The 13,427-nt window shown below is 68.7% G+C and carries 13 protein-coding genes; 6 read left to right on the forward strand and 7 right to left on the reverse strand.

What is annotated here, in order from left to right; genetic code table 11:
• Positions 1 to 80 precede the first annotated feature (80 nt).
• From LGM71_RS13390 to LGM71_RS13400, 3 genes are all read right to left on the reverse strand, one after another.
• Positions 81 to 455 carry a hypothetical protein gene (locus tag LGM71_RS13390; protein WP_059679743.1) on the reverse strand — a complete coding sequence of 125 codons (375 nt, stop codon included), beginning with the start codon at positions 453 to 455 and terminating at the stop codon, positions 81 to 83.
• A 342-nt stretch (positions 456 to 797) separates the two neighbouring features.
• Entirely contained in the window at positions 798 to 1,730 is a 933-nt protein-coding gene (locus tag LGM71_RS13395) for an AEC family transporter (RefSeq protein ID WP_226115082.1), read from the reverse strand.
• A gap of 164 nt (positions 1,731 to 1,894) precedes the next feature.
• On the reverse strand, positions 1,895 to 2,779 hold the full coding sequence (locus LGM71_RS13400; RefSeq protein ID WP_124623886.1) for a LysR substrate-binding domain-containing protein: 885 nt from the start codon (positions 2,777 to 2,779) through the stop codon (positions 1,895 to 1,897).
• A gap of 61 nt (positions 2,780 to 2,840) precedes the next feature.
• Here LGM71_RS13400 and LGM71_RS13405 point away from each other — a divergent pair, with 61 nt between their 5' ends.
• Together LGM71_RS13405 and LGM71_RS13410 are read left to right on the forward strand one after the other, a co-directional pair.
• Positions 2,841 to 3,038 (forward strand): hypothetical protein, encoded by a 198-nt coding sequence (locus LGM71_RS13405; protein ID WP_226115083.1) that lies wholly within the window; start codon positions 2,841 to 2,843, stop codon positions 3,036 to 3,038.
• Positions 3,039 to 3,176: 138 nt separating this feature from the next.
• Positions 3,177 to 3,554 carry a nuclear transport factor 2 family protein gene (locus tag LGM71_RS13410; protein ID WP_124623889.1) on the forward strand — a complete coding sequence of 126 codons (378 nt, stop codon included), beginning with the start codon at positions 3,177 to 3,179 and terminating at the stop codon, positions 3,552 to 3,554.
• Positions 3,555 to 3,575: 21 nt separating this feature from the next.
• Here the strand turns inward: LGM71_RS13410 and LGM71_RS13415 are convergent, their stop codons facing one another.
• The gene (locus LGM71_RS13415; RefSeq protein ID WP_226115084.1) at positions 3,576 to 4,514 is read right to left on the reverse strand and encodes an AraC family transcriptional regulator; all 939 of its coding nucleotides are present in this window, start codon (positions 4,512 to 4,514) and stop codon (positions 3,576 to 3,578) included.
• An 87-nt stretch (positions 4,515 to 4,601) separates the two neighbouring features.
• Between LGM71_RS13415 and LGM71_RS13420 the strand changes: the two genes are divergently transcribed.
• Complete coding sequence (locus LGM71_RS13420; RefSeq protein ID WP_226115085.1) at positions 4,602 to 6,041, forward strand: cytochrome P450; 1,440 nt, start codon at positions 4,602 to 4,604, stop codon at positions 6,039 to 6,041.
• A gap of 16 nt (positions 6,042 to 6,057) precedes the next feature.
• Here LGM71_RS13420 and LGM71_RS13425 read toward each other — a convergent pair whose 3' ends face one another.
• A complete protein-coding gene (locus tag LGM71_RS13425; RefSeq protein ID WP_226115086.1) occupies positions 6,058 to 6,858 on the reverse strand; it encodes a helix-turn-helix transcriptional regulator in 801 nt (266 codons plus the stop codon).
• Between the two features lie 132 nt (positions 6,859 to 6,990).
• Between LGM71_RS13425 and LGM71_RS13430 the strand changes: the two genes are divergently transcribed.
• Together LGM71_RS13430 and LGM71_RS13435 are read left to right on the forward strand one after the other, a co-directional pair.
• Positions 6,991 to 8,397, forward strand: coding sequence for an APC family permease (locus LGM71_RS13430; RefSeq protein ID WP_059599407.1), 1,407 nt, complete (start codon positions 6,991 to 6,993; stop codon positions 8,395 to 8,397).
• A 45-nt stretch (positions 8,398 to 8,442) separates the two neighbouring features.
• Positions 8,443 to 9,552 carry a P1 family peptidase gene (locus LGM71_RS13435; RefSeq protein WP_226115087.1) on the forward strand — a complete coding sequence of 370 codons (1,110 nt, stop codon included), beginning with the start codon at positions 8,443 to 8,445 and terminating at the stop codon, positions 9,550 to 9,552.
• A gap of 138 nt (positions 9,553 to 9,690) precedes the next feature.
• Here the strand turns inward: LGM71_RS13435 and LGM71_RS13440 are convergent, their stop codons facing one another.
• Together LGM71_RS13440 and LGM71_RS13445 are read right to left on the reverse strand one after the other, a co-directional pair.
• A complete protein-coding gene (locus tag LGM71_RS13440; RefSeq protein WP_059599409.1) occupies positions 9,691 to 9,903 on the reverse strand; it encodes a hypothetical protein in 213 nt (70 codons plus the stop codon).
• A 157-nt stretch (positions 9,904 to 10,060) separates the two neighbouring features.
• Complete coding sequence (locus LGM71_RS13445) at positions 10,061 to 12,244, reverse strand: FUSC family protein (protein ID WP_124623900.1); 2,184 nt, start codon at positions 12,242 to 12,244, stop codon at positions 10,061 to 10,063.
• Between the two features lie 191 nt (positions 12,245 to 12,435).
• Here LGM71_RS13445 and LGM71_RS13450 point away from each other — a divergent pair, with 191 nt between their 5' ends.
• Complete coding sequence (locus tag LGM71_RS13450) at positions 12,436 to 13,383, forward strand: LysR family transcriptional regulator (RefSeq protein ID WP_059599411.1); 948 nt, start codon at positions 12,436 to 12,438, stop codon at positions 13,381 to 13,383.
• The last annotated feature ends 44 nt before the right edge of the window (positions 13,384 to 13,427 follow it).

The following is a 13,427-nucleotide window of genomic DNA, read 5'->3' on the forward strand; positions in this document are numbered from 1 at the left end:
GGCCCGCCCGGTCGATGACCGGGGCGGGCCTTTTTACACGTGCGGCGGCCGTGCCGACACGGAAGACGGCGAAGGTGCGCTTACGGCGCGACCACGTGCCACATGTTCTTGAAGTTGTCGCCGTTGCGATCGCCCTGTTTCATGTCCTTCGAGAAGAAATATAGCGGCTTGCCCTTGTAGGCCCATTGCGGGCTACCGTCGTCGCGCTTGACGATCGTGTAGGGGCCGACCGGGACGTCGGTCGCGCTGGCCTTGTACGGCGGCCAGAACGATTCGCATTGGCCCGTGCATGCGCTGGTGCCGGCGTTGGGCTTGTCCTTGTCGAATACATAGACGGTCATGCCGTTCGCGGCGACGAGCGCGCCGTTTTCGACCTTGGTGATCGCGTCTTGAGCCGAGGCGGAAACGGACGCCATGGCGAGCACGGCGGAGCTGACGAGCAGCACGGCTTTCATGATTACCTCCTTGTAGTCCGGTGGGCGGCGCAGCCGCACGCATGGCCGGGCGTGCACGCGACTGCGGGGAATGGTGCCGGAACGCGGCGCCGTGGCCGCCGGTGCGAGCGACGTGAAGTCGAATGGCGGAGGCACGGACGCGCTTCATTCACCATAGGCGGTTTTTGGCGGGGCTGCGAGAAGAACCGGGGGCACATCGGCGATGCGTGTATCTCGCGCAACGACGCGGCGGTTGCGCGCGTGCGGCGGGATTCGCCATCCGTCCCCGAACCTTCGCGAGTTGAACTGGCCCCTGCGGCCGCGCGCCCACGACGGAAAGCGACACGCCGCGGTGCCGGGCCGTCAGCGAAACACCGGCGCCGACCCAAGCGCCGTCAGCACGGCCGGCATCGCGAGCGCGGCGGCGATCGTCTGGAACGCGGTGATGCCGGCCATCAGCGGCGCGTCACCGCCGAGCTGGCGGGCCATGATGTACGACGAGGACGACGTCGGCAGCGCCTGGAACAGCAGCGCGATGGTCAGTGCGGCATCGCCGAGCCCGACCAGGCGGCCGGCCGCGAGCGTGGCGAGCGGCATCGCCATGAACTTGAACGCCGACGCGATGCACGTCGGCTGCATCCATTCGCGCGCCGCGTCGAACTTCAGCGCGGCGCCCACGCACAACAGGCCGAGCGGCATCGAGGCGGCGCCGAGCGCGCGCACGGCCGGTTCGACGGCGGCCGGAAACGCGATGCCGGCAACCTGCATCGCGATCCCCAGCGCGCACCCGACGACGAGCGGATTCGACAGGATCTGACGCACGAGCGCCCACGCGCCGAGCCGCGTGTCGCCGTAGCGCGCGAATACCAGCACGCACATCAGGTTCACGGTCGGCACGATCGCCGCGACGCACACGGCCGCGAGCGCGATTCCGTGCGCGCCGAAGAGTCCGGCGGCGAGTGCGGTGCCGACATAGTTGTTGAAGCGCACCGCGCCCTGGAACACCGACGTGAACCCGGCGCCGTCGACCGACACGAAGCGGCGGACCAGCAGAAGCAGCATCGAGACGAACACGGTCGAGCCGACCAGCGCCGCCGCGAGCGGCAGGACGGGCAGCGCTTGCAGCCGGGCAGTCGCGAGACCGTTCGCGAACAGCGCAGGCAGCAGCACGTAGTAGCACAGCCGCTCGGCGTGCGGCCAGAACGCGTCGCCGATGAAGCCCGTGCGCCGGAGGCCGTGGCCGAGCGCGACCAGCAGCGCGACCGGCGCGAGCGCGAGCAGGATCGGGCCGATCATCGACGCGCCTTCAGGCGACACGGGCGGGACGGCAGGCACGCGGAGCAGCGGAACGAAGCGGGAATCCATCCGGCGGGCAACATGGCGGCACGCAATCGAAAGAGTGACGATGCCGCCAAGTTAACACGCGGATGCAGCAGGAATAATGGTTAATTATCGGGTGTTCAATGAGAAATTCTCATCGATGACGCGGTGACTTCGGCGGCCAGCGCACGCGCGAAACGCGCCGCCGGCCGCGACTGGTGTTCGAGCAGCACGACCGCGCGGCCCATCTGCGGCTGGCCGAACGGCAAGCGCGTGACGGGCGGCAGTCGCGCGAGCGTCGAGTCGGGGAGCGCGACGATCGCCGCGCCGAGCCCGCGCGCGACCATCCGCGCGATCGTCTCCGCGCTGTCGAGCACCATCTCCTCGCGCACGCGCACGCCGATGCGGCGCAACTCGGCGGCGATCATCCGGCCGGCCCACGCCTGCGCGTCGAAGCGGATGAACGGCAATTCCTCGAGCAGCGTGCCCGCGTCGCGCTCCGCATACTGCGGCGGCGCGAGCAGCCAGAAGCGGTCTTCGTACAGCGTGGTCCATGTCAGTTCCGCCGGATGCGGGCGCACCGGGCGCGTCGTGATCGCGGCGTCGAGTTCGCCGGCGGCGACGCGGTTCGCCAGTTCGGCCGACATGCCGGCCGATACGTGCACGCGCAACGACGGGTGCGCCGCGCGCAGCGCGAGCAGCGCATCGGGCAGCGGGCCGGACAGCGCGGTCTGGATCGCGCCGATCCGCAGGCGGCCGACGAGCTTCTTCTCGTCGCTGAGCGCATCGGGAATCCGGTCGACCATCGCGAGCACCTGCTCGGCCTGCGCGACCAGGATGTTGCCGGCTTCGGTGAGCACCGGCTGGCGGCGCGAACGGTCGAACAGCCGGACGTTGTATTCGCTTTCGAGCGTCTTGATCTGCAGGCTCACGGCCGATTGTGTGAGCCCGATGGCTTCGCCGGCGCGTGCGAAGGTTCGGTATCGGGCGATCGCGACCAGCGTTCTGAATGCGCGTAGTGACATGGACTCGATGAGGTGGGCGGCCGGGGCCGGCACGCGGATTGCTCGATGATGCCGGCGGCGCATGGAAGACATGCCGGTCGCGGCGCCGATGACCGCCGAAGCCGGCGGCCCGGCCGGCACGCTGGCGGACATCATGCCCGTGCGTGCGGAAACGGGCAACGGGCAGCCGCGGCATCGGTGCTCGCGGCGGGAAGCGTGGCGTGGCGTGGCACGGCGCGTGCAGGCGGCCGCGGCGATCGCCCGGTGCGGGTTTTCGTGAATGGCATCGAGTCGGGCATGCGCGCATAGCTGCATGCGCGGGCGGTCGTGGTCGTTCGTGCCGCCCGCATGCGTTTGATCGATGCCTCGGGGCGACGCGGGCTGTCGCGTCGGCCCCGCCCTTCGCGGAGTAACGACGATGACAGACGACCCCGGTGACGTTGCGCGTGCCAGCTATCGCGCGTATGTCGACAAGGACCGCGACGCGATCGAAGCGCTGATCGCACCAGACTTCCATTTCACGAGCCCGCTCGACAACCGGCTCGACCGCGACACGTATCTGGCGCGCTGCTGGCCGAACAGCGCGATGCTCGCCAGCTTCGCGTTTGTCGACGTCGCCGTGCACGGCGAATACGTGTTCGTCGTGTACGAAGCCGACACGATTGCGGGCAGGCGGTTCCGGAATGCGGAGCGGTTGCGTGTCCGCGATGGCCGGATCGTCGAGGCCGAGGTGTATTTCGGCTGGTATGTGCCGCATCAGGCGCCGGAGGGCGGGTTCATCGAATCGGGCGGCTGATGCGTGACGGGCAGCGGCCCGTCATACCCAGAGCCGGTACATCCAGAACGATTCGTCCTCGGCGAAGCGTCGCACGAACTCGGTCGGCGAGAAGCCCGTGATGCGCCGCGTCGCGCGGCTCAGGTGTGCCTGGTCGGCGAACCCCTCGTCCAGCGCGAGCGCGGCCCAGTCGACCGGCTGGCCGGCGTCCTGCCGGTCGCGCGCGGCGAAGAACACGCCTTCGGTGCGCACCAGCGTTTGCCAGTCGCGCAACGAGCGACCGCTGTACGACTTGATGCGCCGTTCGACCTGACGCGGGCTGTGGGTGTACCGCCATTCGCGCGCTTTCGACGCGAGACGCCCGACCCAGCTGCGCCCGGCATCTCGCAGCGACGACAGCGGCGATACGCTGCCGCGCAGCGCGTGCCAGCGCGGCGCGAGGTAACGGTCGAGCGCGGCCAGCGCGTCGTCGTCGTGTTCGGCATCGGCGAGTGCATCGAGCAGCGGCTGCCAGCTGTCGTCGAGGCATGCATGCGCGTCGACGAAGGTGTCGTGGATCGCCGGCAGCGCGACGCCGAACAGCGCGCGTGCCGCATCGGCATGCAGGCAGACGATGCCGCCTTGTCCGCTCGTCGGCGCCCAGCTCGCGACCGGCATCGACTGGCTGCCCGACAGCGTCGCCGATGCACCGAACGGCCGCCATACGGGCCCGTCGCCCGTGCGCCGGACGAGCCCGACGTCGAGGCCGCGATACCACGACAGGCAGACGATCGGCGACGCGGGGAAATGCGTGAGCCGCTGCGCGTCGCTCAACGTGAAGCCGCGCGTGTCGCGGGTGATGATCGCCACGACCGCGCCTTGCAGCGCAGCCGGCGGCTGATACAGCCGCGTGGGCGGCGACCGGCCGTCGCACAGCACGCGCGGCGCACGCGCGAGCGGATCGGGACACGGCGGCAAAGTCGGAGACGGACCGGAGGGCATGACGCCGGAGTATAGGGACCGGCGCGGCGCGTGTCGATGTCGTTTGCGTTCAAGACCGGCAGCGTGTCGATCCGGACAATCCGGCGCATGAACACACGATCCTCTTCCCGTTGCCCGTTTCATGCGGACGCCGCCGGTGCGGCGCCCGCGCTTCACCCGCCCGGCGTATGGCCGCCGGGGCCGCGCGCCGGCCTGACGGGGTGGCGGCTGCTGCGCGCGATGTCGCGCGATCTGACTGGCGCGCTCGCGGGCTGGCAGCGCACGCATGGCGACGTCGTGCACCTGCGCATGTGGCCCGAACATGCGGTGGTCGTGACCGATCCTGCGCTCGTGCGCGAGTTGCTGGTCAAGCATCACGATGCGTTGGTGCGCTGGGAGCGCGGCATCCGCGTGTTCTCGCAGGTCCACGGGCACAGCGTGCTGGTCGCCGAGGGCGACGCATGGCGCGACAAGCGGCACGCGCTGCAGCCGAACTTCATGCCGAAACCGGTGCAGGCATTCGTGCCGTCGATCGCCGCGACGGCCGGTCATGCGCTCGCGCAGTGGCCCGCGCACGACTCGCATTGGCCGATCGAAAGTGCGCTGACGTCGCTCGCGATGGACGTGATCATGCGCACGATGTTCTCGAATGCGATTGGCGCGGACGCGCGCGCGGCCGAGGAAGCCGTGCGCACGGTCAGCGCGGCCGCGAACGCCGAGTTCTACCAGCCGGCCAGCGCACCGGACTGGATGCCGTGGAAGCGCGGCAAGGCGCGAGCGCTGGCGGTGCTGAACGGATTGATCGACCGGCAACTGCATGCGCGTCTGGACATGCCGGAGCACGGCTGGCCGGACGATCTGCTGTCGCGCCTGTTGCGGCTGCACCGCGCCGACGCGCGCACCTGGCCGCTGCAAGCCGTGCACGACGAGTGCATGACGGCTTTCCTGGCCGGTCACGAGACGGCCGCGGCCACGCTGACCTGGTGGGCGTGGAACATGGCCGCGAATCCGGCCGCGCAGGCCGCCGCGCGCGACGAAGTCGTGCGCGTGCTGGGCGGCCGTGCGCCGAGCGCCGACACGCGCGCCGCATTGCGCTACCTGACGCAGACGCTCGAGGAAACGATGCGCCTGTATCCGGCGGCGCCGATCCTGATCAGCCGTCGCGCATTGCGGCCGGTCGAACTGGGCGCATGGCAGTTTCCGGCGCGAACGTTGTTCATGCTGCCGATTCAGTTGATGCATCACGACGCGCGATGGTTTCCAGAGCCGCAGGCATTCCGGCCGGAGCGCTTCGCCGACGACGCGTCGGCGATTCCGCGCGGCGCGTACATGCCGTTCGGCACGGGGCCGCGCGTGTGCCTCGGGCAGCATCTGGCGATGACGGAAATGACGGTGGTGGCGGCCATGATCCTGCAGCGCCATGAACTATCAGTGCCGCCCGGCATGGCGGCACCGCGCGCGACGCTGAACGTGACGCTGCGGCCGACGCGCGCGCTGCACCTGGCGATCGCGCCGACGCGGTCGGCGGCGAACGTCGCATCGTCATGACGCGGCGGCGTCGCGCTCAGCCCGCCGCATCCTCCCCGAGTGCCTGAATGAACCGCGAAAACAGCTCTGGCTGCGACGAGATCCCGAGCTTCGCGTAAAGATGGCGCCGATGCACCTTCACCGTCTCGGGTGAAATCGCCAGCCGCTCCGCGATCGCCTTCGACGAATTGCCGCGCAGCACCATTCTTGCGATCGACATCTCGCGATCGGTCAGCACGCCCGCGCCGAAGCGCGCGAGCGCCTGCTCGACGCGCGCTCCGAGATCGTCGTCGGGCGTCGTGCGCGCGGCATCGCCCACCAGCCGCCAGTGCTGCCGGATCGTCGCGAGCACCCACGGCATCGTGGCCGTCAGCTTGCCGAGCGGCTCGACGTCGAAGCGCGCGGACGCGCCGAGCGACAACGACAGCAGCGTGTCGGCGTTCGGCCGCACGAGGATCTGGATCTCGTCGTCGCCCACCGCGTCGCGGAAGTAGCTCAGGAAATACTCGCTCTGCCGGAACAGGTCGGGCGCGACTTCCTCGAGCCGGTAGCAGCCGTCGGCGAGCCCGTCGTGCGCGGCTTGCAGGAATGGATCGAGCAGATATAACCCATTGAGGTAAAGCGGCACCGGCGACGCGCTGTCGGAGCCGCCCGTGTCGTATTCGTCGAGCACGAGCGGCACGCCGTCGCGGCCGATCGCGGTCGCGAGCGCGTTGTCGAACGGCACCATTTCGTTGAGCAGCAGCACCAGGAAGCGCCAGAAGCGCGGCTCGCCCAGATGATCGATCGCGCGGCCAAGCGCCTGGTGCATCGCGAATTCGGAGAAAAGTCGATCCATACCACCACCGAAGGGTGTAACACGAAGGGGGAATAGCGGTCCTGAATTTGGCTTCCTAGACTGCCACGCAATCAATCGGGCCCGAGTATGGGTGTTCAAAAAAGAGCAGGGTAGGAGCAACAGGAGAACGAAATGGCGATGATGTCGGAATCGACGGGCACGCTGCAAGCGACGCCTGCCACGGAAGACGCGCCGCGCGCGTTGTCGCAGACGCTCAGCGTGCGCGACGCGGTGATGATCACCGTGTCGGGCGTGACGCCCGCAAGTTCGATCTTCGTGATCGCGCCATTCGCGATCCAGCAGGCCGGCAGCGGCGCGGTGCTGTCGTTCCTGCTCGGCGGCGTGCTCGCGCTCGCGTTCGCGCTCTGCTACGCGGAGCTCAGCGCCGCGCATCGCAGCGCGGGCGGCGAATATGTGATGGCCAAACGTGTGTTCGGCACGCTGCCCGGCTACCTGACGTTCATCACGGTGCTGTCCGTCAGCGTATTCATCCCGGCCGTGCTCGCGAGCGGCGCCGCGCCGTATCTGAACAATGCGCTCGGCACGCACTTCGGCAATCAGTCGGTCGCGCTCACGATCGTGCTGCTCAGCTACGTGCTCGGCATGCTGAACATCAAGACGAATGCGTGGATCACCGGCGCGTTTCTCGTCGTCGAGATCGGCGTGCTGATGCTGATCGCGGGGCTCGGATTCGGCTCCCCGCATCGCGGCGCCGACGCACTGATGGCGCCGGTCGTCGCGAGCGGCAATGCGCTGGTGCCGGCCACGCTCGCGGCGATCGTGCCCGCGATCGGCACGGCGATCTTCTGCTACAACGGATTCGGCTCCGCCGCCTATCTCGCCGAAGACCTGCGCGGCGGCAACCGCAACGTCGCGAAGGCGGTGATCTATTCGCTGCTGGTGATCCTCGTCGTCGAACTGATTCCGCTCACCGCGATCGTGCTCGGCGCGCCGTCGCTGACGGAGCTGACGAAGAGCGCGGACCCGATCGGCTATGTCGTGCGTTCGCTGAGCAACCCGGCGGTGTCGCGCGTGGTCAGCGGCGGGATCTTCCTGTCGGTGTTCAACGCGATCATCGCGATCGTGATCACGATGGGGCGCCTGCTGTACAGCAGCGGCCGGCATGCGCTCTGGTCGCGCACCTGCAACCGCGCGTTCTCGACGATCCATCCGCGCTTCGAGTCGCCGTGGCTCGCGACGCTCGCGCTGGCGGTGCCGTCGTCGGGGCTGGTATTCGTGTCGAGCCTCGACGAGCTGACCGCGTTCACGGTCGACCTGTTGCTGCTGATCTACCTCGTCGTCGGGCTGGCCGCGCTGGCGAGTCGCCTTGTGCGCCGCGACGTCGAGCATCACTACCGGATGCCGCTGTGGCCCGTGACGCCGCTCGTCGCGGTCGCGGGCGCCGCGTACACGCTCTACACGACACTGGCGACGGCAACCAAGCCGACCGACCTGATCATCATCGGCGGGCTGCTGGTAGCCGCGCTCGCGATGTATGCGGTCTGGGCGCGCCACAGCGATGCGTTCCGCTCGCTCTGACCATTTCGACACACCGAACCATTGAAAGACGGGAGGAATTGCATCATGCGCACGAGGGATCTCGGCATCCGCGTCGGACTCGGCACGCCGGGCCGCTTCAACGCGATCACGGACGTACCGGGTGTGCGGGTCGGACATTGCACGCTGAACGTCGAGAACGGCGACGCGTCGATCCGCACCGGCGTCACCGTCATCGAGCCGCGCGCGGGCGCGGCGCACGATTCGCCGTGCTTCGCGGGCGTCCATGTGCTGAACGGCAACGGCGACGCGACCGGGCTCGAATGGATCCGCGAAGCCGGCCTGCTGACGACCCCGATCGCCTATACGAACACGCACAGCGTCGGCGCCGTGCGCGATGCGCTGGTCGCGAACGAGCGCGAAGCCGCGGCCGGCCGCGTGTACTGGTGCATGCCGGTCGTCATGGAAACCTACGACGGCCTGCTCAACGACATCTGGGGGCAGCACGTGAACGCCGCGCACGTGCAGCGCGCGCTGGCCGCCGCGCAGTCGGGGCCGGTCGCCGAAGGCGGCGTGGGGGGCGGCACCGGGATGATCTGCCACGAGTTCAAGGGCGGCATCGGCACCGCGTCGCGCGTGGTCGCGGCCGACGCGGGCGGCTGGACCGTCGGCGCGCTCGTGCAGGCGAACTACGGCGTGCGCGAGATGTTGCGCGTGGCAGGTTATCCGGTCGGCGAGGTGTTGCGGCACGTACATTCGCCGTTTCGCACACCCGATGCACAAGGCGAGGCGGGGATGGGTTCGATCGTCGTCACGATCGCGACCGACGCGCCGCTGCTGCCGCACCAGTGCACGCGCCTCGCGCAGCGGGCGAGCGTCGGGCTGGCCCGCGTCGGCGGCGGCACCGAGGATTCGAGCGGTGACATCTTCCTGGCGTTCGCGACGGGCAACGACGGGCTGCCGGCCGCGAATTACGGCAGCAAGGGCGCGCCGACGACGGCCGTGAAGATGGTGAACAACGACCACATCTCCGCGCTGTTCGTCGCGGCGGCGGAGGCGGTGGAGGAGGCAATCGTGAATGCGCTGGTCGCGGGCAGCGACGTCGAATCGCGCGGCGCGCGGGTCGAAGGGCTGGGGCAGGCGCGTTTGCTGGATGCGTTGCGCGAAGTGGGGTGGCGGCCGGGGCGCGGCGCCTGAAACGGCATGCGCCGCTTCAATCGAAGCGGCGTGGCGGACAGTGTCGTTGCGGCGATCGGCCGGCGTGCCGTGCGCGCGCGCATGCGATGCGTGCGATGCGTGCGCGGCAGGCCTGGCCGTGGCGACGCGGCGTCATGCTCAGCTGCCGAAGTAGACGTTGCAGAAGCTGACGGGGCCGACGCATGCGTTCGGATCTTCCTGCTTCGATTGCGCACGATCGGCGCGGCCCGCGGCCTGGACGGCTTCGGCGCGGTTCGCCGGTTGTTGCGCGACGTCGGCCGGCGCGGGCTGGGCATGGGCGACAGCGGCGGTGAGCGACAGGGCAACGAGGGCGAGGTGCAGCGGCTTCATTTGGGTTTCTCCTGGGTCAGTGCCAGTCTCGCTGGCAGTGAGGAAACTATAGGCTCGCACTGCTTAAAGATTAATCACCGCGGGTGCAGAGCTTATTTCCAATCGGAACAAGTATGACGTTGCGCGCGCATTGATCGCCGCCGATCGCCGCCGACGGTCAATGACGATGGCGATTGAACGGTGCGTCCTTGTCCAGCAGCGCGCTGCGGATGAAGTGCAGGCAGCCGATGATGCGCTGCATGCGATGGCGTTCGTCGGGCACCGCGTACCACGCGTGCAGCGTGTGCTGGGCGGCTCGGATCGCCAGATTCACCGATTTCAGCGTGCGCGCATGGTGGGCCGGCGTCGGATCGTCGAAGAATCGCGGCAGCTCGCGTAGCACCGCATCGATCGATGCGGTCCAGTGTAGCGTCTGCGGCGGTTTCGATTCGCAGAACCCGTGCAGCTCGTCGCGCAGGTCGATCACCGCATGGCCGACTTCGAGCGTCGACAGCATCCAGCGCAGCGCGTCGCGATGATGCCGCGTGCGCTTGACGAGCAGCGTGCGCAACTGCGCCATCAGGTCGTGCGTGCTCGACTGGAAGCGTGCCGCGAGGCCGTCGCGCGTGCCTTCGCACGCGAGCGTGACCTGGCGGCGCAGGTCGTGCGCGATACGCGATGTGAGCCACGGCATGTGGGTCGGAAACACCACGGCGAATACGATCGAGCACGCGAGCATCGCGACGACGACGGCGAAACCGTTGTTGATCAGCACCTCGGGCGTATACGCGATCGCGTTGTCCGGGCCCGCGAGCAGGCAGAAGAACACCGCGAAGCCGATCCCGTAGCCGGACAGGCCCGGACGCATCGCGAGAAACGCGCCGAGGCCGAGCACCGGCGCGAGCGTCGCGCACAGCAGCGGAAAGCCGTCGATGTTCGGATAGACGTAGCACAGGAACACATAGCCGACGGCTGTCGCGAATGCCGCGCCGACGCCCATCTGCGCGACGAATTTCGGCGCCCGCGGCGACGTCGAGCTCAGCGCGCATGCAATCGCGGTGGCGATGACGGCGAGCGGGCCGCTCGGCCATTCGGACGCGATCCAGAACGCGCTCATCGCGCCGACGGCGACGAGCGTGCGCAGGAACGTGAAGCCGACGAAGAACGAATTGGTCTTCACCGCGTAGTGCGTGACCGAGCGTTCGAACGCGTGATCGTCGCGGTCGAGCGACGCGTTGGTGTCGGCATAGCCGAGATACTCGCCGATGAAGCGATACATCAGCTCGATCGCGGTGTCGAAGTCGAGCAGGCCGCCGGCCGCGTGATCCTCGATCTCGCGGCGCGACGCGCGCGCGGCCTTCGGCAGCGCGCCGTGAAAGCGGCGCAGTTCGAGCAGCGCGCCGGTGGTCGACGCGATCCCGCGCTGCCGCTCGTCGCGCAACGCGGTCACCCGCTGCGCGAGCGCATCGATGTGCGGCGCGAGCGCGTCGAGCACTGCGTCGGACCGGTTCGCGCGCAAGCGTTTGACGAGCTGGTGCAGCGCATGCAGGCGCGTGCACGCATTCATGAACTCGCTGTTCAGGCGCGCGAGCCGGCGGCTGCGCGCGCGAATGTGCGGATCCTCGAACGACGCGAACGCGCGGTTGGCCTCGAAGCCGACGATCTCGTCGACGAAATCGGCGAAGCGCCGCTCGAAATCGCCGCGTGCGAGGTCGCCCGACAGCGCACCGGCCGCGAATGCCGCGAACTTCACATGACGGGCGGTCAGCGAGCGCATCAGCGCCTTCGCGGAACTGAGCGGAAGAATCAGCGCGCTGACCGCGCCGGAGCATGCGATGCCGAGCGCGACTTCCGCGGCGCGCGTGAGCGCGGACTGGAACAGCGTCTGCGGCGTCATCACCGCGGGCAGGCCGATCAGCGCGGCCGTGTAGCCGGCGAGTACGAACCCGTACCAGCGGAAATGGCGGTTGCGGACCGCGAGCGCGATGCAGCCGCCGATCCACAGCGTGATGCCGGCCATGTACAGCTCCGGCTGCTGCGCGAACAGCCCGCCGAGCGCGAGCGCGGCGACGAGGCCGGCCGCGGTGCCGAGCACGCGGTAGAAGCTCTTCGCGAACACCATCCCCGACAGCGGCTGCATCAGCACGAACACGGTCGTCATCGCCGTGCGCGGCTGCGACATCTCGAGCCGCATCGCGATCCCCATCGCGAGCAGCGCGGCGAGCACGGTCTTGGCGAGGTGCAGCCAGATCAGCCCGTCGCTTGCGGCCCAGTCGCGCGCGGCGCCGCCGAGCGGATCGAGCCAGGTTCTCCATCGTGCCGGTTCGATGGAAGGTCGCTCGCTCGCAGGTTGTGGCTTCATGAAGAAAGAGGGGGCGCGTGCGGTGTCGCGGCGCGTCCGGACGGGTCCATTCGACTGATGAGGCGCCGATTGTAGGAGTGCGGCGCGCGGGCATTAACGCAGCTGCAGGGAAACGATAGTTGCAGGGCGCGTAACAATCTGTCGCATCTGCTGGAGGAAAATAGCGGCTCCGCTACAGGTGGCTCACAGGTATGGATACCCTACAAAACATGCGGGTGTTTACGCGCGTCGTCGAGACCGGCAGTTTCACCGCGGCCGCGCAATCGCTGAATTCGACGACGGGCGCGATGTCGCGCGCGGTGTCGGAACTCGAGGCGCGTCTGCGCACTCGTCTGATGAATCGCTCGACACGCCGCCTCGCGCTGACGTCGGCCGGCGAAAGTTATCTGCGGCGCTGCCGCCAGATCCTCGCCGACGTCGATCGCGCCGAGGAAGAGGCGAGCTGCGCGCACGAGCGGCCGGCCGGCGTGCTGCGCATGCACAGCTTCGCGAGCGTCGGCCATCACTACGTGATGCCCGCGCTCACGCGCTACCACACGCAATTTCCGGACGTGTCGATCGAGCTGTCGCTGTCGCAGCGCATGCCCGACCTGTTCGACGGCACGAGCGACATGGCGGTCGTGACCGCGTCGTCGCTGCCCGATTCGGAGCTCGTGTCGCACCTGCTTGGCTCGACCTTCAGCATCCTGTGCGCGTCACCCGAGTATGTGAAGCGTCACGGCGCGCCGGCGCGCCCCCAGGATCTCGGCGCGCATGCGTGCCTGACGCTCTGTACGCCGGCGTTTCCGACCCACGAATGGGTGCTCGAAGGTGCCGAGGGCGTCGAGCAGATCCATGTCGCCGGGCCGGTGCAGACCAACACGGCCGAGTCGCTTGCGCTCGCGATTCGCGACGGCATCGGGATCGGCATGCTGCCGCTGTACTCGGCGATCGACGCGTTGCAGGACGGCACGCTCGTGCGTGTGCTGCCCGGTCACATCCTGCAGAAGATGAACGTCTATGCACTGTACCCGTCGCGCCGCTTCGTCGACGCGAAGGTACGCACCTGGGTCGAGATGCTGCGTGCACAGGTGCCGGGGATGATCGCGCACGACGTCGAGATGCTGAACGCGATCGAGCGGGAACCGCAGGCCGCCTGAGGGCGAATACAGAAAGAAAAGGATGGCCGCGTGCCGGACGGCAC

Origin of the sequence: Burkholderia sp. AU33545 (genome assembly GCF_020419685.1) — a bacterium.
Taxonomy (GTDB): Bacteria; Pseudomonadota; Gammaproteobacteria; order Burkholderiales; family Burkholderiaceae; genus Burkholderia; species Burkholderia diffusa.